Consider the following 22,516-nt stretch of genomic DNA (forward strand, 5'->3'; position numbering starts at 1 on the left):
GATACATAAAAATTACAATAATAATAGAAACAAAAAACGCCAGCACAATGTGCTGGCGTTCCATATCTTTTATATAAGACTATGCTTCTTCAGATGCGATTTCTTCATCCACCAAGATTCTACCACAGTGTTCACAGATGATAATTTTCTTTCTTTGGCGAATTTCAGATTGCAATTGAGGTGGTATTTTGTTGTGACAACCAGAACAGCTATCACGCTCAATTGACACCACTGCCAATCCGTTGCGGAATGATTTACGCAATTTCTTAATTACTTTTAGAAGGCGATCGTCGATGTTTTTCTCGGCTTTTTCTACCTCAGTAACTAATTTATCTTCGTCTTTTTGAGTTTCGGACGTAATTGTTTCCAATTCTTGTTTTTTAGCATCCAACTCACCTTTGCTGAAATCTACGTTTTTCGCTGTCGCTTCATAAGCTTCAGTTTTATTTTTGATTTCGAATTCAGCTTCGCGAATACGTTTTTCACACACTTGAATTTCTAACCCTTGAATTTCAATTTCTTTAGAAATTGCATCATATTCACGGTTATTTTTTACTTCATTTAATTGTGTTTCGTATTTTTTGATTGCTGCTTGCGCATCTTTGATCATGTTTTTGCGCTTCACAATAGAATCTTCTAATTCGTCTAGCTCATTACGAATTTTCTCGATACGTGTATCTAAACCTGCAATCTCATCTTCCAGGTCCGCTACCTCAATAGGTAGTTCTCCACGTACTTGGCGAATTTTATCAATCTGTGTTTCGATTGATTGCCACGCCCATAAAGCTTTTAGTTTTTGTTCTACGGTTTGTTCCATTAACTGTAGTATTTTATTGGATTTGTGTCTATTTCCGTCAATAGGACAGCAAAGTTAGCAAATTTTTTCTGAATTATATCTAACAATAATTCTTGTGTAAATTGCTCACTTTCAAAATGTCCGATATCCGCAATGATTATTTGTCCTTCAGCATCGAAAAACTCATGATATTTATAGTCCGCCGTAATAAAGATATCTGCCCCTGAACGTTTCGCGTCGCCCAACAAAAAGCCACCTGCGCCGCCACAAACAGCGACTCTTGAGATTTTCTTGCCCAAAGTTTTGGTATGACGAATCACATTTAGATTCATCTTTTCTTTTAAATATGCCAGAAACTCAGACTCCTCCATAGGCTCTTCCAAATTCCCGATAACTCCAGAACCAACATAAGAAAAAGAATTTTCAATGCCAACGATTTGGTGAGCAACCTCTTCATAAGGGTGTGCTGAGAACATGGCAACCAATATTTTTCGCTCTGCTTGAGCTGGGAAAATCACCTCAATTTTGGTTTCCTCCACACGTTCTTGATTACCAACCTCTCCTATTGCAGGATTTGCTCCATCTAATGGACGGAAAGTTCCATATCCGGCGGTGTTATAACTACATTGATCATAATCGCCAATCGCTCCAGCCCCGGCGTCAAACATCGCCTGTCTAACCTCTTCCACATGAGTTCTTGGAACATATACCACCAATTTCTTCAATAAGCCGCCCTTTGGACGCAATATAGCTTGGTTTTCAAGACCTAGTTTGTCTGCCATTTTAGAGCTTACTCCGCCAAGGATATTATCTAAATTTGTGTGAATGGCATAAAGGGCAATGTCATTTTTAATTGCCTTCATGACTACCCGTTCAACATAATTCCTGCCCGTGAATTTCTTCAGCCCTGAAAAAACAATTGGATGATGAGAAATTATCAAATTACATCCTTTGGCAATCGCATCATCTACAACCTCTTCCGTACAATCCAATGAAATTAATGCTTTGTGTACTTCCTGCTGTGGGTCTCCCACAATCAGGCCTGAGTTATCGTAGCTTTCTTGATAATTTAATGGAGCTAATTCCTCCAAGTGTTCAACAATCTCTCTAATTTTCATTGCTTTTATTTTTTTCCGCTTCTGCTTCCAACCATTTATTATGTTCTAGCAATAGCACGCGATATTGATTGATTTTAAACCAGTAAGTAATAAAATACACAAAACTGACTATCATACCCAGTATTCGCCAGAATAATGGAAATGGAAAATTATATACTAAAAAAGACCATGCATAAGTCATACCAGCGCCCAAGGAAGGGTTCTCTTCAACCGCAATTTTACGATCAAAGAATTCATTATTCAAGGAATAAGATAGCCTTCTTGCGACTTCAAAATTCCAATAAATATTAAAAAATGGAACGACCAAAAACCAGGCTTGATTCGGCAGAATACATTGGTTTTCTTTAGAAATTAATTTTAAGGTATTTCTGACCGTATTGGCAAAAAGGGCCCAAATAATAAGGATAACGACAACGAAAAAAATACTTATTCTTTCGATTTCTGCAGTCAGTTCGGGAGAAAGTACGTCGTTCATCTATTTTTCATTGTTTAATATGGTCAGCAATTCGTCTAATTTCTTGATTTGAGGGTTATGATCCGCTTCCATTTCTATCAGCTTCCAATGATATTTCTTCGCGCGCGTTGAAAAGAAATAAAAAGGATCTTTCTCTATTCCGCCTTGTGATTTCTCATAGGTCAAAATATAAGTTGTTGGGATTTTTAATCTCAGGGTATTCTTCAGGTAAATAGGTTCCTTAATGGAAGCCAAAGGATGGGGAACATCCCGAGGAAATGCAGTTGTGTCCTTCACCCAGGTTGGATAAACATAAATATCATCCTTACTACTTAATAAATCCGAATTTGGATTGTCACCTATATACCTTGCGACGCTTTCACCATCTTCAGGAACGAAGGCGTCCAAATAAATTACTTTTTTAATTTTCTCAGGGATACTATCAGCCACCCCAGTAATGACCATTCCGCCATAACTGTGTCCCATTAATATAACGGAATCCAACCTTTCAAATAAAATAGTATTAATTACATCCTTGATATGTGTTGTTAGATTAACATCTGGGGATGCCAGATGATATCTTTCGCCCAGACCTGTTAAATTTACGCGATATACCTTAGCTCCTAATTTCTCAAGACCTTCGGCGGTTTTCTTAAACTGCCAGGATCCACCCCATGCACCATGCACCAATACATAAGTTGGTTGTTGCGCCTTTAGAGATAAGAAAGGAAGGCATAGGATAAAGAGGGATATAACGATAAATTTTCTCATGAGCTATAAAAATACAATTTTATGAGGCAAATAATAAAAATATACAGGGCTTCTTATGCAAATCGATTGTAGTTTTTTTCCACTCTTCAATGGTTTGAGTTCGGATGTATTCATCAGCTGCCGTGACATTGCAAGCGACACATAATTTTGTCTGCGGCTTGCAGGATTTCAATAATTCAGCAAGCATCTGGTTGTTTCGAAAAGGGGTTTCAATAAAAATTTGTGTGCTTTTTTCCTTTTGGCTGAGGTGCTCTAATTCTTTAATGGAACGCGTTCTATCCGCCTTATCAATAGGTAGGTAGCCTTTAAAGCTAAAATTCTGACCATTAAAACCAGAGGCCATTAGGCCTAATAAGATGGAGCTAGGTCCAACGAGTGGAATTACTTTAATACCTCTTTTATGGGCTTCGAATACGACATCGGCTCCGGGGTCTGCTACACCTGGGCAACCGGCTTCAGACATTAGTCCTATGTCTGATCCTTGTTGTACAGCTTTAAATACGTTGTTATAATTGATCTTTTCACGACTATGTTTTCCGTAGTCATGAATAATCAGTTCACTTTGCGGTATTTTGAGTCCTGCTTCTTTCAAGAATTTGCGTGCTGTTTTTTCATTTTCGACGACATATTCTTTGATATTATTAATAATATCGAGGTGTAACAGGGTATAAGAAGCTTTTTCAGCATGTTCAGCTAAGGGAACAGGTAGAAGAAATAAATTGCCTTTTGCCATGGTACAAACCTAATCATTTGCTCTTTAAATATACAGAATTGGAGGATTTGTGTTTATTTAAGTTTTACAAAAAGTTAAATTTTTCATTCTAATTTGATAAGTAAATTTTTGTTTGTTACTTTAAGTCAAACACTTATGATTATTTTTTGTCTAATAATTGTAAATTAGGTAGTTCATAATCAGGATATTTTTGTCTAAATGATGAGAATATATATATTTGGTTGACTATGACAACACAAACAACATCAGGGGTTAAAATTTCGGTTGAATCAACATATCAATCAGAATACTCAAATCCGGAGAACGAGCATTTCATGTTTGCTTATCGGATTACGATTGAGAATCTGAGTGAGTATACGGTTCAATTGGTGCGTCGTCATTGGAATATTTACGATTCAATTGGTCTTACAAAACAGGTTGATGGAGACGGAGTGGTTGGAGAGCAGCCTGTTCTTGCACCGGGAGAGATGCATCAATATGTGTCGGGTTGCAATTTAAAAAGCGACATAGGTTTTATGGAAGGCTATTACGAAATGATTCGTGAAATGGATAATTCTATCTTTCATGTTCATATCCCGCGATTCAATCTAATTGCAAATTATCGCATGAACTAATATAGCTTCAGTCAATATACTGTATACTTTTCAGATTAAAAGTTAAGTACTAACAAATATTTAATAATTTTGTGCTTGGATAATTACGTCAACACATCAGGTGAGTATTTTAAGCACAGAACAAGTTAGCCATTCCTACAATGATAGGTGGCTTTTTACCGATCTTCATTTTGCCTTACAGAAGGGGGATCGCGTAGCATTAGTTGGTATTAACGGAACAGGTAAATCAACATTATTAAAAATATTAGCGGAAATTGTTATTCCTAGCAAGGGTAAAGTTGTGAAGGAAAAGGGATTACGCATTGGCTACCTTGCCCAGGATCCGGATTTCTCGGATTTAAAGACCATCAATGATTTCATTTTCTCTGCGGACAACGAGCAGCAACAATTAATCAAAGAATACGAGGAATTAATTGAAAATGAGGATGTTACATCTAAAAAGTTTTTAGAAGTTACTGAAAAATTGACTGCATTAAATGCTTGGGAATACGAAAATAACATTAAGACTATTCTGAGTCGTTTCCAGATCAGCAATTTTGAGCAACGTATTGATTCCTTAAGTGGAGGTCAGAAGAAGCGTTTAGCGTTGGCGAAGTTGCTGATTGATGAGCCGGATATTTATATACTGGATGAGCCGACAAACCACTTGGATATTGAAACCATTGAATGGTTGGAGAAGCTATTGACGACGGGAAATAAAACGGTGCTTTTGGTATCACACGACCGTTACTTTTTAGACAATATTTGTACAGAGATCAGGGAGCTTGACAAGGGTCAGGTTTTTCTATATAAAGGAAATTACGCTTATTTTTTAGAGAAGAAAGCGGAGCGTGAAGCGAACGATATTTTAGCTGCGGACAAGGCTCGAAATCTTTGGCGGAAAGAGTTGGAATGGATGCGGAGGCAGCCACAAGCTCGAGGTACCAAGGCGAAAGCGAGGATCGAATCTTTCTATGACTTAGAGGAGAAATCCAAGGGTCCAAGGAAGAAGGAGCAAGTAGAATTGAGCATGCAAGTTTCGAGGCAGGGTAATAAAATTCTAGAGATTGAAGCTGCAGGATTTTCTGTTCCGAACAAGCATATCCTCTCCCCTTTCAGTTACACTTTCAAGAAGGCCGATCGTATTGGGTTAGCTGGAAAGAACGGTAGTGGCAAGACCACATTCTTAAATTTGATCACAGGAAATATACAACCTACGGAGGGTAATATATCCATTGGTGAAACCACCAAATATGGCTATTACAAGCAAGAGGGTTTATCCTTCAAATCGGATGAGCGGGTATTGGATATCGTGAAGAATGTTGCTGATTTTATAGAGATGAAGAATGGAGAAGTGATTACGGCTTCTCAGCTATTAACGAAGTTTCTCTTCCCTCCTGAGAAGCAATTTGGTTTTGTCAACAAACTGAGTGGTGGTGAGAAAAAGCGGCTCCAATTGATGCGCGTGTTAATGGCGAATCCGAACTTCTTGATTCTCGATGAGCCATCGAATGACTTGGACATTGATACATTAAATGTGCTGGAGGAATTCTTAGAAAACTACCCAGGGGTTTTGGTCCTTGTTTCTCACGACCGTTATCTAATAGACAAGTTGACGGAACAACTATTTATCTTTCCGGGCGACGGAAAGATTGTCATTTATAACGGGAACTATGCGGACTACAAATTGGAGCAGGAAGCATTGATCAAGAAGCCGGAGAAGAAGGTAGAGAAAACGAAGGTCCAAGAGAAGAAACAAAAATTAAGTTTCAAGGAGCAGAAGGAATTCGAGGGTTTGGAAAGTGACATTGAAACGTTAGAAAATAAGGTGAGCAACTTGACAGAGGAGTTGTCCCAAACAACGGATCACATAGCGCTTCAAAAGATCGCCGAGGAGATCGAATTAACAAAAACCACTCTCGACGAGAAGACCGAGAGATGGATGGAACTAGCAGAGTTTATATAGCGTTCCACGTGAAACTAGATTTCTTATCAGAGACGAGTTCCACGTGAAACTAGAGAAAATTATATGTTTAATAAATATAACGTTATTGTAGTGGGTGCCGGCCATGCCGGATGTGAGGCGGCAGCAGCAGCTGCAAATTTAGGTTCATCGGTATTACTCATTACCATGAACATGGGGGTGATTGCTCAGATGAGTTGCAACCCTGCCATCGGTGGTGTAGCCAAGGGTCAGATCGTTCGCGAGATTGACGCCATGGGTGGATACACTGGAATCATTGCTGATAAATCCACAATTCAATTCCGCATGTTGAATCTTTCTAAAGGTCCAGCCATGTGGAGTCCAAGAACACAAAATGACCGCATGCGATTTGCGGAGGAATGGCGTCTGCAATTAGAGTCTATTCCAAATCTTGATATGTGGCAGGATACGGTGAAAGAAGTAATCGTTGAAAACGGAAGAGCCAAAGGGGTCATCACATCCATGGGAATCCGTATTGAATCGGATGCTGTTGTTTTAACCAACGGTACTTTTTTGAATGGAATCATCCACGTCGGCGAAAAGAAATTCGGTGGCGGCAGAACCGGAGAAAAAGCAGCAACAGGATTAACCGAGCAATTGGTTTCATTAGGTTTTGAATCTGGAAGAATGAAAACTGGTACTCCCCCACGCGTGGACGGGAGAAGTTTAAATTACTCCTTGATGGAAGAACAATGGGGTGATGATTCACGTGGAAGATTTTCATTTACTGATGTAGAAGTTCCCAAGGAACAAAGGTGTTGTTGGATTACCTATACCAATTCAGCGGTCCATGAAATCTTAAAAACAGGTTTTGAAAAATCACCAATGTTTACCGGTCGCATCAAAGGATTGGGCCCTCGTTATTGCCCATCCATTGAAGATAAAATCAATCGATTTGCTGAGCGCGATAGACACCAGATTTTTGTAGAACCAGAGGGTTTTAAAACTGTAGAAATTTATGTAAACGGATTTTCTACTTCCCTACCAGAAGATGTACAATTAAAGGCATTGCAATTAATACCAGGTTTTGAAAATGCAAAAATGTATAGACCAGGATATGCCATAGAATATGACTACTTCCCTCCTATGCAATTGGATTTAACTTTGGAAACCCTAGCGGTAAAACATCTTTTCTTTGCCGGACAAATTAATGGTACCACAGGATATGAAGAAGCGGGAGCACAAGGATTCATAGCCGGAATAAATGCACATCAAAGAATCAATGATCAACATGAACTTATCCTGAAAAGATCAGAATCCTATATCGGTGTATTGATTGATGACCTTGTTACAAAAGGTACTGATGAACCCTATCGTATGTTTACTTCAAGAGCTGAACACCGCTTGTTATTAAGACAAGATAATGCCGATATCAGACTTACACCAATAGCCCATAAATTAGGTCTTGTCTCTGATGAGCGTTTAGAAAAAGTAAATGATAAAATCAGAAACTCCGATCGCATCGTTGACTATCTAAAAAATAATTCCATTGGAACAGCGGACATGAATCCGGTCTTGGAAGAAAAAGGCTCCACTCCTATTTCACAAAAAACAAGATTATTTGGAATACTGAGTAGACCACAAATTGAAATCGAAGACATCGTCAAAGCGGATAAAGACTTTTCAGAATTTATTGCAGCCTATGATGAAGACACCATTGAACAGGCGGAAATCAAAGTCAAGTACGATAGTTATTTTGAAAAAGAAATGGAGATCGTCAACAAGATGAAGAAGATGGAAGACAAAGAAATCAATCCCGAATTTGACTATAATTCCTTAACTTCACTTTCTATTGAAGCTAGGCAAAAGTTGTTAAAGGTAAAACCGAGAACATTAGGTCAAGCTTCGAGAATTTCAGGTGTTTCACCGGCTGATATCAGTGTATTGATGGTTCACATGAGTTAATATACTGATATTCAATACTTTATATCAAAATAATAATAAATAAAAATAAAGCGATTTAAGACAATATTTTTAAATTTATGACTCAGGTATCCAAAAAAGATAATAATTCGTTAAATCGACTAAAAACAGCTTTATTTAAGAATCTAATCTTTTTAGGTCTGGCTACAATGATTGCATTGAGTTTTGTGAAGTGTGCGAATATGCAAAAACCTACCGGCGGGCCAAAAGATTCCATCCCACCAAAATTGTTGGGTATTACTCCGCCAAACCTGTCGAAAAATTTTAAAGAGAAAGTTATTGAAATGACTTTCGATGAATATATAAAAACAGTAAATCCAGGAAAAGAATTTAGCATCTCCCCTGACCTCGAAACACAACCCATTTATAAAATAAAAAAGAAGAGATTCATTATTGAGTTACCAGACTCGCTGGAAGAAAATACGACTTACACCATAAATTTTGGAAAAGGCCTGGTAGATTATAATGAGGGAAATCCTTTCATCAATTATAATTATGTATTTGCGACTGGTGATCAATTGGATTCATTAAGTATTTCCGGACAGGTAAAAAATGGATATAGCAAAGATTTTGATCTTGAAAAAGATAAAGAGGTCATCGCTATATTAATTCCTACCAGTAGGGATACTATTTTTGGAAAGAGGAAAGCATCCTATTATACCACGGTCGATTCATCAGGTAATTTTTCATTCAATAATTTAAGAGAAGACACCTATCGGGTCTATGCCTTAAAGGATATGAATAATGACAAGATCTATAATGGTAACGATGAGTGGATAGGATTTTTGGATGATAGTATAGCATTAACACAAAATGTATCAGGAATAGCATTAGAATATACTAAAGGAACAGCTCCTATCTTCAGGAATCTGGAGAAAAAGATTAAAAACAATGGATCGTTACTATTGACATTCAATAGACCTTTAGAGGATCCCGATTTAAAAATAATTTCACCTAACAATCTGGATGCTAATAAATTAGTAAAATATAAGCCTACATTAGATACGGCCAATATATACTTTGAAAATTTAGAATTTGATTCCTTAAAAGTGGCTGTATTGGAGAAAAACGTTCCAATCGATACGATCAGTATGCGGAAAGCTAGGAATCTAAAGGTTGATAATAGTATTCAACCGAAGCTAAATATTAGTAATAAAGTAGATCGTATAAAGCATATTGAATTAAGTTCAGACTATCCAATTGCATCAGTTGACAAGAACAAAGTCCTAATCATGGAAGACTCTGTTTCACGTAGAAACTTCCAATTACAACAAGACTCCATAAATCGGGAGATGTATCATATCCGATTTAATTGGCGCCCAAACCGTAATTACGAATTAGTTTTACAAGAAGGAGCTATACTAGGACCCTTTGATGAAAAAAATAAGGAGTTCAAATCACAATTTACCTTAAATGAAACTGAGAATTATGGTGATATCAATTTAACATTTACTGGTTTAAATGAAGGAACAAATTATATTGTAGAATTAATTGATGAGAGTAAGGAGAAACTATTCGATAGAAAAACTTTGCCAAGCAACAGAATATTAAGCTACAAACAATTTCCTGGTGGTAAATACAGTATCCGGTTAATAGAAGATAGCAACAATAATGGCAAATGGGATTCAGGAGATGTCTATACAAAACGACAACCAGAACGCATATGGTATTTAGATCGAACATTTACCATACGTGCGAACTGGGAACAAAATGAAACCATTGAAGTAAACTTCAAATAAATAAAGGTTATTCAGAAAACCAAGAAGAATAAAGCACGTAATTGTGCGGTAATTTTTTCAAAAGATTAAGCTGTTCCTCTGTGAGCGGCTTTATTTTTTTGGCAGGAACTCCAGCATATAAAAAGCCCGATTCACAAATAGTATTCTCCAAAACTACTGCCCCTGCTGCAATGATTACATTCGATTGGATATATGCTTTATCCATTACAATGGCTCCCATGCCTATTAACACGTAATCATCTATAATACAACCATGTACAATAGCATTATGACCGATATTAACATAGTTACCAACATCGGTACCATTCTTTTCGAAGGTACCATGTATCGTCACATTATCTTGAATATTGGAGTAATTGCCGATCTTAATATAGTTTACATCTCCACGTACCACTGCATTGAACCAAACTGAACAATGAGAACCAATGGTTACATCGCCCACAATGGTACAATTAGGCGCTATAAAACTACTTTCATCAATTTGAGGATGTTTATCCTTAACAGGTAATATCGTTGCCATGTGGCTTTTAAATTAGCTTTTATAAAATTGTATCTTCCAGAATATCAGCATGCTGAGGATAATCCGTTGTATAGTGCAGTCCCCTACTCTCTTTTCTTTGCATTGCAGATTTAACAACCAAGTAAGCAACTTGAATAACATTTCTCAGTTCACAAAGTTTAACAGATAATTTAGTTCCTTTATAGAAGGATTCTGTTTCCTCATGTAATAAACCAAGACGTCTCATTGCTCTATCTAATCTAAAATCAGATCTCACAATTCCAACGTAGTCACTCATTAATTTCTGAGTTTCACGTAAATTATGGGTAACGAGAATATCTTCATTTAATAATTGCGTATTAGATTCATCCCAGGAAGGCAGATCTTCTTGAAAATTTATAGCACTAACATGTTTACTTGCATCTTCAAAGATACGATGGGCATATACAGCAGCTTCTAATAAAGAATTGGAAGCCAACCTATTAGCACCATGTAAGCCCGTTGAGGAACACTCCCCACAAGCATATAAATTATTAATGGAAGTTGCCCCATATTCATCCACCATTATCCCACCGCATAAATAATGCGCAGCTGGAGTAACAGGAATAAGATCTTTAGTCATATCTAAACCAATAGATAGGCATTTTTCGTAAATATTTGGAAAATGAGATAGTATATCAGCTTTAGAACGATGTCGAATATCTAGAAATACGTAATCCAGACCTGATTTCTTCATTTCAGCATCAATTGCACGAGCTACAATATCCCTTGGAGCTAAAGAACCTCTTTCATCGTATTCCTCCATAAAAGACTCACCACTAGCTCTTTTAAGGATTCCACCAAATCCACGTACAGCTTCAGAAATTAAAAAAGCAGGATATTCTCTAGGATTATATAAGGCTGTAGGATGAAATTGAATAAATTCCATATTTCTAACCTTTCCTTTTGCCCTATATACCATGGCAATTCCATCACCGGTAGCAATGGTGGGATTCGTTGTGGTAGAATATATATGTCCAGCTCCACCAGTTGCCATTAAGGTAATCTTAGAGAGGATCTTTTCCACATGTCCTGTTTCAGTATTAAAGGCATAAATACCATAGCATTTGATATCTTCGGTACGTTTATCCACATGTACACCTAAATGATGTTGAGTAATTAGATCAACTGCAAAGTAATGTGTTAAAATCTCAATATTAGGTTCAGCATGTACCCTTTCTAATAAGGCTCTTTCAATTTCATAGCCTGTAATGTCCTTATAATGAAGGATTCTATGTTCAGAATGGCCACCTTCTCTTGCTAAATCATATTCACCAGAATCTTCTCTATCGAATGTAGTTCCATAAGAAATAAGTTCTGCAATACGTTCCGGCCCTTCTTTTACGACGTTTTCCACAACATGTGCATCGCATAAGCCATCACCAGCGATTAGTGTATCTTCAATATGTTTATCAAAGCTATCCCCTTCATCCGTGACAACGGCTACACCACCTTGTGCATATTTCGTATTAGACTCATCCTCATTGCTTTTGGTAACAATAAGTACCTTACCCAGCTTAGCAGCTTTAAGGGCAAAACTCAATCCGGCAATACCCGAACCGATAATCAAAAAATCAACTTTTCTATCTAGCATTGATTAAAAATTGTAGCAGCTATGATTAATTACAACTGAACCAACAAATTAACAAAATATGTGCAAAACATGTAAATAACTCGTGGATTAAAATGTAAAACTTCTTTTATTTCCACAATACTAGCAATTTTCACACATGTATTACCAAAATATTAAGAGAATATGAGGTAAATATTAACATTTTACACACAATTATGATTACACATTAAAATATGGAAAAAATAAAAGGTCAAAAATCTTAGTATTGAAAATCAGGGCTTAACCCTTCCGAAGCTGTGGATAAGTTGTGTATAACTATAGAATATCCACTAATAAAAATAAAAAATCCTATAATTCTCCCCATTTTCCACAGACTAATAAACAACAAGATTCTTTTATATAAAAAGAGTTATTATTTATTGAAAAAAAGGAATGTGGATTTCGTTTCGTTTTCTTTCTTTACTTTTGTGAAGTTAGAAAGTCAAACAATCAGGAATCAACTTAGAAAAACCAAATGAATACAACATTTGAAACAGACTTGGTGGCTAAAGGGTATATTGACGTTGCGATAGATCCTAACCTAGATTTGGTAAAAGAAATAGAAAGGCTGAAAAAAGAGAAGAATGCGGTAATTCTAGCGCATTATTATCAGGAGTCTGAAATCCAGGATATAGCAGATTATATTGGGGACAGTTTAGGTTTGTCCCAGCAGGCTGCGAAGACAGATGCTGAAGTGATTGTTTTTGCTGGCGTTCATTTCATGGCGGAGACAGCAAAGATATTATCTCCATCCAAGAAGGTATTATTACCGGATTTAAAGGCAGGATGTTCATTATCAGACAGTTGTCCACCGCATTTATTTGCTAAGTTCAAGGAGAAATATCCCGATCATTTAGTGATCACTTATGTGAACTGTACAGCTGAATTAAAAGCCTTATCTGATATCGTTTGTACGTCTAGTAATGCTGTTCAAATTGTAGAGAGTTTGCCAGCTGATCAAAAAATAATTTTTGGTCCAGACCGTAACCTAGGGGATTATGTGAAGAAGAAAACAGGCCGTGATTTAGTTTTATGGAATGGGGCATGTATGGTACATGAGATTTTTTCACAGGAGAAAATTGATGCATTACGTGCGGAACATCCTGAGGCTAAATTTATTGCGCATCCAGAGTGTGAGGATCATATTTTAGCACAAGCAGACTACATTGGATCTACCTCAGGAATGTTAAAATTTACCATAGAGGATCCTAGTAATACGTTTATTGTTGCGACAGAGTCCGGTATTTTGCATCAAATGCAAAAAGCTAGTCCTTCCAAGACGTTTATACCTGCTCCACCGAATAATTTATGTGCTTGCAATGATTGTCCGCATATGAAGTTAAATACGTTGGAGAAACTATATAATTGTTTGTACTACGAACAACCAGAAATTACACTGCCAGAAGATATTATTCAACGTGCTCAAAAACCTATTGAACGCATGCTTGATATTTCGGCAAAATTAGGATTATAACATGAGTATATTTGAGAATAGCGAGAGAACCAATTTGAATGAGATTGGAGAATTTGGATTAATCAATCATTTGACGCAGTCGGTGGTTTTAACCCAACCAAGTTCAATCAAAGGAATTGGGGATGATGCAGCGGTATTAGATTTTACCAATAAAAAAACATTGATATCCACGGACTTACTGTTGGAAAATGTACATTTTGATCTACGCTACGTTCCTTTAAAACACTTAGGATATAAGGCTATTCAAGTGAATTTAAGTGATATTTATGCCATGAATGGCATAGCGAGCCAGGTTACCATCTCAATTGGCTTATCTTCGAAATTTCCTTTGGAAGCAGTAGAAGAGATCTATGAAGGCGCATTATTAGCTTGTCAAAATTACAATGTAGATCTAATTGGAGGTGATACAAGTACCTCAACGCAAGGCTTAGTGATTTCAGTAACCAGTATTGGTTATGCAGAAACAGATGCTATTGCATATCGTTCCTCAGCAAAAGAAGGAGATTTAATTTGTGTTTCAGGAGATTTAGGTGGGGCTTATGTAGGTTTGCAACTTCTTGAAAGAGAAAAGCAGATTTATCTGGAAAATCCTAATATTCAGCCAGATTTGGAAGGCAAGGATTATATTATTGAGCGTCAGTTAAAACCAGAAGCAAGAAAAGATATCGTTGAATTATTGTCCGCAATGGATGTAAAACCCCATGCTATGATCGATGTATCTGATGGTTTAGCCTCTGAGATTTTACATATCTGTAAAGCTTCCAATGTTGGTTGTAAGCTATATGAGGAGAAAATTCCTATTGATCCGATGACTTACGAAACGGCGCGAGAATTTGGTTTAGATCCAACGGTTTGTGCCTTAAGTGGTGGTGAAGATTATGAATTATTATTTACCGTGGCTCAAAGTGATTATGATAAACTGAAGAATAATATGGAAATCAGTATTATCGGTCATATTACAGAAGCTGCAGAGGGCTGTACCATGGTTTCTAAGTCAGGAAATGTACATGAGATTAAGGCTCAAGGCTGGAATGCTTTCAGCTAATAAATAGAGTATTTTAAAAAAGAAATGAGATTGATATTTATCAATCTCATTTCTTTTTATCGTTATATATCAGGTGTTTTAAGTTTGGATAACACCGACATTGTATCTTGGCATATCTGAATTATGAGAGGCTGCTTCGATACCCATTGAAATAATTTTCCGAGTATCAGCAGGATCAATTACCCCATCCACCCATAATCTTGATGCCGCATAATAAGGACTTAACTGTGCGTTATAAGTTTCTTCAATATCCTTTAATAATTTATTTTTTTCAGCATCGCTCAGGGTAATATTCTTAGATTTTAATGCGGCTTCTTGGATTTGAAGTAAAGTTTTTCCTGCAGATGCACCACTCATTACGGCAATTTTTGCGGTAGGCCAAGCATAAATCAATCTCGGATCATAAGCCTTACCACACATTGCGTAATTACCTGCTCCATAGCTGTTTCCAACGATAAAAGTAAATTTAGGAACGACGGAGTTAGCCATTGCATTTACCATTTTAGCACCATCTTTTATGATACCACCATGTTCAGCACGAGATCCAACCATAAAGCCAGTAATATCCTGGAAAAATACCAAAGGAATTTTCTGTTGATTACAGTTCATAATAAACCGAGCAGCTTTATCTGCAGAGTCAGAGTATATTACACCTCCCATTTGCATTTCAGTAGAATTAGCAGGTTTTTTGGCTTTTACAACTTCTCTTTGATTAGCAACAATTCCAACTGCCCATCCATCTACACGTGCTAAAGCACAAATCAAAGTTTTACCATAGTCGGCTTTATATTCTTCCAATGAACCTTGATCCACGATTGATTTTAAAATTTCAACCATATTATATGGTTTTAATCTATCCTCGGGTAAATATTCATATAATTTTTCCATTGGATATTCAGGGTCTTTAGCCTCAATTTTGGAGAATTGAAAAGTAGGATCAGCACCAAATTTATCGACAATATTTTTTATTGCATCGAGACAGGCCTCATCATTAGGGTATTTATTATCTGTTACACCAGAAATTTCGCAATGTGTATTAGCACCACCAAGTGTTTCATTATCAATTACCTCCCCTATTGACGATTTAACGAGATAAGATCCAGCTAAAAATACGGACCCAGTACCTTCTACTATTAATGCATAGTCTGACATGATGGGTAAATAAGCCCCTCCAGCGACACAAGAACCCATAATTGCTGAGATTTGAGGAATTCCCATGGATGAAAGTTTAGCATTATTTCTAAATATTCTTCCAAAGTGTTCTTTATCGGGGAATATTTCAGCTTGCATTGGCAGGTAAACTCCTGCAGAATCCACTAAGTATATAATTGGAAGATGATTTTCCATGGCAATTTCTTGAGCGCGTAAGTTCTTCTTACAGGTCATTGGGAACCAAGCCCCTGCTTTTACAGTTGCATCATTTGATACAATGACACATAACCTATTTTTAACATAACCTAAAATGACAACGACTCCAGCATTAGGACATCCACCATGTTCTTCATACATAGCATCTGCAGCAAATATTCCGATTTCAGTAAATTCTGAATCTTCGTCAATCAGGTATAATACCCTTTCCCATGCGGATAATTTGCCTTTTTCATGTTGTTTTTGGATTTTATCCAAACCGCCACCTAGCAATAATTTTTCTCTTTTCTTTTGGAGTTCTTCTAATTGGCTACGCATAACTTAATTGAAATAATGTAATTTATTAGGTACGTAAATATTAAATATTTATAAATATCATAAAATATTATTTGTTTTTTATAATATTTGTAAAAAACATTTATAACCCAAATATAAACTTAATTAAAATAATATTATGTATAACCTCGGTTCTAAAGAAGAATTGACCTTAGTCAAGGAAAGTGCGCGAAATTTTGCAAATACCTATATCAAACCGAATATCATGACATGGGATGAGTCGCAGAAATTTCCGATTGAACTCTTCAAGAATTTAGGCGATCACGGCTTTATGGGCATCCTAGTTCCGGAAGAATATGGCGGTTCAGGATTATCTTACCAGGAGTATATTACCATTCTTGATGAAATATCAAAAGTATGTGGATCTATTGGATTATCCGTAGCGGCACATAATTCATTGTGTACCAATCATATTTTAAGTTTTGGAAATGAGGATCAAAAGCGCAGATATCTTCCAAAACTAGCTACTGCTGAATGGATTGGAGCTTGGGGATTGACAGAACCAGGTTCAGGATCCGATGCTGGCGGGATGAATACGACAGCAGTTCAGGATGGAGATTACTTTGTATTAAATGGGGATAAAACATTTATTACCCATGCGATATCAGGAGATGTAGCAGTGGTTATGGCTCGTACAGGAGAAAAAGGCGATAAAAAAGGAATTTCAGCTTTTATTATTGAAAAAGGGACTCCAGGATTTACAGCTGGCGCCAAAATGGATAAATTAGGCATGCGTGCTTCAGAAACAGGATCTTTATTTTTTGATAATTGTAGAATTCATAAAGATCAGTTGATTGGAGAGATTGGAGATGGTTTTGTTCAGGCCTTAAAATTATTGGATGGAGGAAGAATTTCCATTGCGGCATTATCCTTAGGGATAGCACGTGGAGCCTATGAATGTGCTTTGAAGTATGCTAATGAGCGGGAACAATTTCAGACTAAAATTTTTGATTTTCAGGCGGTTGGATTTACATTAGCAGATATGGCGACCAAGATTAATGCCTCAGAATTATTGATTAGACAAGCTGCTGATTTAAAGGATCATGGTAAGAAAGTGACGAAGGAAGGTGCAATGGCGAAATTATTTGCTTCGGAAACAGCGGTTGAAGTTTCAAATGAAGCGGTTCAGATTCTTGGTGGTTATGGATTTACGAAAGATTTTCCTGCGGAAAAATACTTTAGAGATGCAAAATTGTGTACTATTGGAGAAGGAACTAGTTCCATTCAACGGATGGTAATTGCCAGAGAAATAAAGAAAGATGCTTAACGAAAAAGTAACCTTGGTAGACTGCCCTAGGGATGCCATTCAAGGGATAAAACAACAAATTTCTACTCAAAAAAAGATTACTTATATCAATGAATTGATCGCAAGTAAGATTTTTGATTGTATAGATTTTGGAAGTTTTGTATCTCCTAAGGCAGTACCACAATTGAGTGATACCCAAGCCGTATTAGAAGGTTTGGAAAAGAATGATCAGGTGAAATTATTAGCTATAATTGCTAATAAAAGAGGTGCTGAAATTGGTTCTGAATTTCAAAAAATAGATTATTTAGGTTATCCATTTTCTATTTCAGAGACCTTTCAAAAAAACAATACCAATGCAAGTATTGCAGAGGCTTATGATACGGTTCAGGATATTTTGGAAATCATGAACAAAAAAGGTCAACAAGAATTGGTTGTTTATATTTCCATGGCTTTTGGCAATCCATATTCGGATTATTGGGATATGGATTTAGTTTCTGAATGGGTTTCTAAATTAAATGAGATTGGGGTTCGTAATTTCTCGATTGCGGACACGACTTCTGAAGCCACGGCAGAGAGTATCAAACAATTATTTCATAAATTGAATTTAGAGTTTCAAGATATTGCATTCAGTGCCCATTTTCATTCAGCGGTTGAAAGTGCCTTATTAAAGATAGATGCTGCCTACTCAGCTGGATGCAGAAGATTTGAGGGTGCTGTTTTAGGTTATGGTGGCTGTCCTTTTGCAAAGGATGAGCTTGTTGGAAATATTCCTTCAGAATTATTGGTAGATCGATTTCATAAAGGTAATTTCGAAAGTATGTCTAAATTAATGCAAGGGTTTCAGAATTTAATAAGCCATGAATTATAGATTTATCCAGACTGAAATATCGGATCATGTTTTTACATTGACGCTGAATCGTGCAGAAAAGCGAAATGCTTTTACGCCGACCATGGTGAATGAGGTTGCGCATGCGGTAAAAGAAGCGAATGATAATGATTTGGTTCATGTCTTTGTGTTAAAGGCTGCAGGACCGGTATTTTGTGCAGGGATGGATTTAAAAACTTATCAGGATCCAAGTTTGGATATACCTAATCCTGCTATTCAGAATGCAGATATTTCATTAGGTGAAATCTTTGATCAATTGAATAAACCTTCTATTGCTGTTGTTGAGGGAGATGTTATTGCAGGAGGCTTTTTATATATTTTAGGATGTACTTATGTATTTGCGGAGAAAGATTTAAATTTTCGATTACCTGAAATTGCCTTAGGTATTTTTCCATTTCAAGTTATGGCAGGATTAAGAAGAATAATGCCTGAAAAAAAGATCCTTCAATTGTGTTTTGATCCTTCAGCATTTACAACGGATAAGGCTATAGAATTAGGTATAGTAGATTCATATCTTGATTGGGATAGCTTGAATGCATTGATTGCTTCATTTGCTAATAAAAGTTCCTATGCCATGAAAGCGGGAATGGAAGCCTTAAAGAGTATAAGGAATATGGACTCCAATGAACAATATTCTTATTTATTAGCGTCATTACAAAAGTTAAAAGACCGTGATGAAGTCAAGGCTTTTATTTCTGATAAACTAAATAAGGGTTAAGAAAGTTTTTTCTCGATCCAGAAGTTATTGAATCCGAGTCCAATCTCTATATTCAATAATTTTTGTTGCAACATTTCAAGGACGGCCAAGAAATTATAGACGAATTGCACCTTGTTTTCCGAGTTTTTGGCAATTGCGGAAAAGTCTAGTGATTTATTGATTTCAATAAGTTCCGCGAGTACCTTTTTTTGTTGTTCAATACTGTAAGGGTATTTAACGACGGTATGGGTTACATCTTGTACTCGGTGCGAATATAGGTACATAACCTTTTCATACACGAGCATCAGTTTATAAAGGTCGAATGAGGACAATTCTTCGTCGATGGTTTGGGCTTTCGCTTCACGGGCGATTTTAAGGTCAAATTCGGTATTACCACGTTCATAGAATTTACCGCGATTATCTTCCAGGCCTTTTAATTCTTCACAAACTTCTTTGAATTGTTTATATAGGACTAGTTTTTGTACTAATTCTTTCTTTAAATCGATTTCATTTTCATTTTCGTCCAATTCAGGTCTTGGGAGGAGCATCTTGGCTTTGATACGCATCAAAGTAGATGCAACGAAAATGAATTCAGAGGCCAATTCGATATTTAAGGACTGCATATGTTGTATATATGCGAGGAAATCGTCTGTTATTTGAGATATAGGGATATCATGAATATTGAGTTCATCCCTTTCAATAAAGAAAAGCAATAAATCGAATGGTCCTTCGAATTGTTCGAGCTTGATTTCGTAGTTTGTTTCGTCCATAGATTACGCTCAAAAATAAGGATTTGATTGTATAAAAAGGAGGAATTCATTCGAATAAAGCAAAACAATGGGTTAGATTAAATTGTATATATATTCCATAGTTAAAAGAATAAATTGTTACTTTGTATCTTATTTCGAAATTTTTTAATTTATGCAGGTAGAAGCAGGACCGCTATTACAAAAAATTCAATTTCCATCTGATCTTCGTAATCTGAAGGAGTCGGAACTTGAGGAGGTTTGTAAGGAGCTGAGACAGTTTATCATCGATATCGTTTCTGTAAACGGCGGGCATTTTGCAGCAAGTTTAGGTGTTGTAGAATTGACCGTAGCGTTGCACTACGCATTGAATACTCCATATGATCAAGTTATTTTTGATGTTGGTCATCAGGCCTATGGGCACAAGATATTAACGGGAAGACGGGAGGATTTTCATACCAACCGTATTTTGGGAGGTCTTTCGGGTTTTCCGAAGCGTTCTGAGAGTGAATATGATTCTTTTGGCGTTGGCCACTCCTCTACTTCTATTTCTGCGGCATTAGGAATGGCTGTTGCATCAGCTTATAAAGGTGAAACCGATAGGCAACATGTTGCCGTTATAGGCGATGGTGCATTAACTGGTGGTATGGCCTTTGAAGCCTTGAATCATGCGGGAATTGAAAAATCCAATTTATTGGTTATTCTGAACGACAATTGTATGTCTATTGACCCAAATGTTGGGGCAATGAAAGAATACTTGACCAGTATAACAACATCCAAGAGCTATAATCGCTTTAGAGACGATTTAGTGTCGGTATTAGAGAAGATTTCTAAAAAAGGACCGAATGCCTATGGATGGGCTAAAAAGTTGGAGCAAAGCATTAAAGGCACCTTATTAAAGAATTCCAACCTGTTTGAATCATTGAACTTTAGATATTTTGGTCCTGTAGATGGACATGATGTCAATAAGTTGGTAAAAACGATTGAAGATTTAAAGCATATCAATGGTCCAAAATTACTGCATGTCGTAACTGTAAAAGGGAAAGGCTATGCCTTGGCAGAAAAGGATCAAACGAAATGGCATGCACCGGGTTTGTTTGATAAGATTACCGGAGAAATTAAGAAATCTATTTCAGAGAAACCACAGCCACCGAAATACCAGGATGTATTTGGACATACCTTAGTTGAATTGGCTGAAGAGAATAAAAAAATAATGGGGATTACCCCGGCGATGCCGAGTGGTTCTTCGATGAATATCATGATGAAGGCGATGCCTGATCGTGCATTTGATGTAGGTATTGCTGAACAGCATGCTGTTACGTTCAGTGCTGGGTTAGCGGCACAAGGATTAGTACCATTCTGTAATATTTACTCTTCCTTTATGCAACGCGCATATGATCAAGTGATACATGATGTAGCCTTACAGAAGTTAAATGTTGTTTTCTGTCTGGACCGTGCAGGTTTGGTGGGAGCAGATGGACCTACGCATCATGGCGCTTATGATATTGCGTTTATGCGTTGTGTTCCTAATATGGTTTTGGCCTCTCCAATGAACGAGGAAGAGTTAAGAAACATGATGTATAGCGCCCAATTGCCAAATAAAGGTCCTATTACAATTCGTTATCCACGGGGTAATGGAGTCATGGCCGATTGGAAGCATCCATTTAGGGAGATTCCAATTGGGAAAGGGCGTAAGATTTGTGATGGGGAAGAAATTGCGATATTAACTTTTGGTCATATTGGGAACGAAGCATCCAAAGCTATTCTAAAGTTACGTGAGGATGGCATTCATCCGGCTCATTATGATTTACGGTTTGCGAAGCCATTAGATGAGGCCTTGTTACACGAGGTTTTTAAAAAGTATAACAAAGTTATTACGGTTGAGGATGGATGTTTGCCGGGCGGTATTGGGTCAGCGGTATTAGAATTCATGTCAGATCATCAATACGAGGCACAAGTTGTTCGCTTAGGGATCCCAGATACGATTGTTGAGCATGGCGAGCAAGGGGAGTTGTGGCATATTTGTGGCTATGATGCTGCTGGAATTGAGGATCAAGTTCGTAAATTAACAAAAGGCATAAAAACAGAAACTTTGGTCGGATAATTGCTTACTTATAAGCGGTTATTTCGTAGACAATCAAGCGTCTATATAAGGAAGCCCACAGGCTTCCTTTTTTATTAAAAGTTTTCCACATCCAAATTTTCTAGCTTAATTTTTGCTTTAAAAATTCAGAAAAAAAGAAAGGCAAAATATATGTGTTAATAAATATATTTTGCACTAAAAAAAAGGACAAAATATGCTAAAAATTACAATTAAATATCTGTTAATTAATTAGTTGGCTTTTTTTTGTGATTTTAATTTTTTAGCTCATTTTTTTTTGTCATATTCGTTGTAGGCAAAAGTTATGAACAGAAATTTTGTCAATTATTGGTTTTCAAGTTATTAACAAATTCAGA

Annotated in this window: 19 protein-coding genes; 10 read left to right on the forward strand and 9 right to left on the reverse strand. The window is 36.7% G+C overall.

Annotated features, from left to right (window positions below; translation table 11 throughout):
* Nucleotides 1–79: 79 nt before the first annotated feature.
* The 5 genes from PZ892_RS18200 to PZ892_RS18220 are packed head-to-tail and all read right to left on the reverse strand — an operon-like array spanning nt 80 to nt 3,872.
* A complete protein-coding gene (locus PZ892_RS18200; RefSeq protein ID WP_277711831.1) occupies nt 80–817 on the reverse strand; it encodes a C4-type zinc ribbon domain-containing protein in 738 nt (245 codons plus the stop codon).
* Nucleotides 817–1,914 (reverse strand): Nif3-like dinuclear metal center hexameric protein, encoded by a 1,098-nt coding sequence (locus tag PZ892_RS18205; protein ID WP_277711832.1) that lies wholly within the window; start codon nt 1,912–1,914, stop codon nt 817–819. Before PZ892_RS18205 ends, PZ892_RS18200 begins: the two co-directional genes overlap by 1 nt.
* Nucleotides 1,904–2,389: a hypothetical protein gene (locus PZ892_RS18210; RefSeq protein ID WP_094258687.1), complete on the reverse strand. Its 486-nt coding sequence runs from the start codon at nt 2,387–2,389 to the stop codon at nt 1,904–1,906. Before PZ892_RS18210 ends, PZ892_RS18205 begins: the two co-directional genes overlap by 11 nt.
* Nucleotides 2,390–3,139 carry an alpha/beta hydrolase gene (locus PZ892_RS18215; protein WP_277711834.1) on the reverse strand — a complete coding sequence of 250 codons (750 nt, stop codon included), beginning with the start codon at nt 3,137–3,139 and terminating at the stop codon, nt 2,390–2,392.
* A 19-nt stretch (nt 3,140–3,158) separates the two neighbouring features.
* Nucleotides 3,159–3,872: an SAM-dependent methyltransferase gene (locus PZ892_RS18220; protein ID WP_277711835.1), complete on the reverse strand. Its 714-nt coding sequence runs from the start codon at nt 3,870–3,872 to the stop codon at nt 3,159–3,161.
* Nucleotides 3,873–4,099: 227 nt separating this feature from the next.
* On the opposite strand from PZ892_RS18220, the gene apaG reads away from it, so the two are divergent.
* From apaG to PZ892_RS18240, 4 genes are all read left to right on the forward strand, one after another.
* On the forward strand, nt 4,100–4,486 hold the full coding sequence (gene apaG / locus PZ892_RS18225; protein WP_094258684.1) for a Co2+/Mg2+ efflux protein ApaG: 387 nt from the start codon (nt 4,100–4,102) through the stop codon (nt 4,484–4,486).
* Between the two features lie 100 nt (nt 4,487–4,586).
* Nucleotides 4,587–6,431, forward strand: coding sequence for an ABC-F family ATP-binding cassette domain-containing protein (locus PZ892_RS18230; RefSeq protein WP_277711837.1), 1,845 nt, complete (start codon nt 4,587–4,589; stop codon nt 6,429–6,431).
* Nucleotides 6,432–6,494: 63 nt separating this feature from the next.
* Nucleotides 6,495–8,354, forward strand: coding sequence for a tRNA uridine-5-carboxymethylaminomethyl(34) synthesis enzyme MnmG (gene mnmG / locus PZ892_RS18235; protein ID WP_277711839.1), 1,860 nt, complete (start codon nt 6,495–6,497; stop codon nt 8,352–8,354).
* A gap of 77 nt (nt 8,355–8,431) precedes the next feature.
* Nucleotides 8,432–10,111, forward strand: a complete 1,680-nt coding sequence (locus PZ892_RS18240; protein ID WP_277711840.1) for an Ig-like domain-containing domain — start codon at nt 8,432–8,434, stop codon at nt 10,109–10,111.
* Nucleotides 10,112–10,118: 7 nt separating this feature from the next.
* Here PZ892_RS18240 and PZ892_RS18245 read toward each other — a convergent pair whose 3' ends face one another.
* Complete coding sequence (locus tag PZ892_RS18245) at nt 10,119–10,631, reverse strand: gamma carbonic anhydrase family protein (RefSeq protein ID WP_277711841.1); 513 nt, start codon at nt 10,629–10,631, stop codon at nt 10,119–10,121.
* 19 nt (nt 10,632–10,650) lie between these two features.
* Entirely contained in the window at nt 10,651–12,243 is a 1,593-nt protein-coding gene (nadB, locus tag PZ892_RS18250; protein ID WP_277711842.1) for an L-aspartate oxidase, read from the reverse strand.
* Nucleotides 12,244–12,736: 493 nt separating this feature from the next.
* Here nadB and nadA point away from each other — a divergent pair, with 493 nt between their 5' ends.
* Nucleotides 12,737–13,735, forward strand: coding sequence for a quinolinate synthase NadA (gene nadA, locus PZ892_RS18255; RefSeq protein ID WP_094281164.1), 999 nt, complete (start codon nt 12,737–12,739; stop codon nt 13,733–13,735).
* Nucleotides 13,736–13,742: 7 nt separating this feature from the next.
* Nucleotides 13,743–14,780 carry a thiamine-phosphate kinase gene (gene thiL / locus PZ892_RS18260; RefSeq protein ID WP_277712935.1) on the forward strand — a complete coding sequence of 346 codons (1,038 nt, stop codon included), beginning with the start codon at nt 13,743–13,745 and terminating at the stop codon, nt 14,778–14,780.
* A 78-nt stretch (nt 14,781–14,858) separates the two neighbouring features.
* On the opposite strand, the gene PZ892_RS18265 is transcribed toward thiL, so the two are convergent.
* Nucleotides 14,859–16,466, reverse strand: a complete 1,608-nt coding sequence (locus PZ892_RS18265) for an acyl-CoA carboxylase subunit beta (protein ID WP_277711843.1) — start codon at nt 16,464–16,466, stop codon at nt 14,859–14,861.
* A gap of 136 nt (nt 16,467–16,602) precedes the next feature.
* Here PZ892_RS18265 and PZ892_RS18270 point away from each other — a divergent pair, with 136 nt between their 5' ends.
* Genes PZ892_RS18270 through PZ892_RS18280 form a run of 3 tightly spaced genes read left to right on the forward strand, consistent with a single transcriptional unit; the run spans nt 16,603 to nt 19,334 of the window.
* Nucleotides 16,603–17,751: an acyl-CoA dehydrogenase family protein gene (locus PZ892_RS18270; protein ID WP_182497768.1), complete on the forward strand. Its 1,149-nt coding sequence runs from the start codon at nt 16,603–16,605 to the stop codon at nt 17,749–17,751.
* A complete protein-coding gene (locus PZ892_RS18275; RefSeq protein WP_182497769.1) occupies nt 17,744–18,598 on the forward strand; it encodes a hydroxymethylglutaryl-CoA lyase in 855 nt (284 codons plus the stop codon). The genes PZ892_RS18270 and PZ892_RS18275 overlap by 8 nt, the downstream gene beginning before the upstream one ends.
* Nucleotides 18,588–19,334, forward strand: a complete 747-nt coding sequence (locus tag PZ892_RS18280; protein ID WP_277711845.1) for an enoyl-CoA hydratase/isomerase family protein — start codon at nt 18,588–18,590, stop codon at nt 19,332–19,334. The genes PZ892_RS18275 and PZ892_RS18280 overlap by 11 nt, the downstream gene beginning before the upstream one ends.
* On the opposite strand, the gene PZ892_RS18285 is transcribed toward PZ892_RS18280, so the two are convergent.
* Entirely contained in the window at nt 19,331–20,083 is a 753-nt protein-coding gene (locus PZ892_RS18285) for a segregation/condensation protein A (protein WP_094258673.1), read from the reverse strand. The genes PZ892_RS18280 and PZ892_RS18285 overlap by 4 nt on opposite strands.
* 151 nt (nt 20,084–20,234) lie before the next feature.
* On the opposite strand from PZ892_RS18285, the gene dxs reads away from it, so the two are divergent.
* On the forward strand, nt 20,235–22,163 hold the full coding sequence (dxs, locus tag PZ892_RS18290; RefSeq protein ID WP_277711846.1) for a 1-deoxy-D-xylulose-5-phosphate synthase: 1,929 nt from the start codon (nt 20,235–20,237) through the stop codon (nt 22,161–22,163).
* Nucleotides 22,164–22,516 lie beyond the last annotated feature (353 nt).

The sequence above is a fragment of the Sphingobacterium sp. WM genome (assembly GCF_029542465.1).
Taxonomy (GTDB): domain Bacteria; phylum Bacteroidota; class Bacteroidia; order Sphingobacteriales; family Sphingobacteriaceae; genus Sphingobacterium; species Sphingobacterium cellulitidis.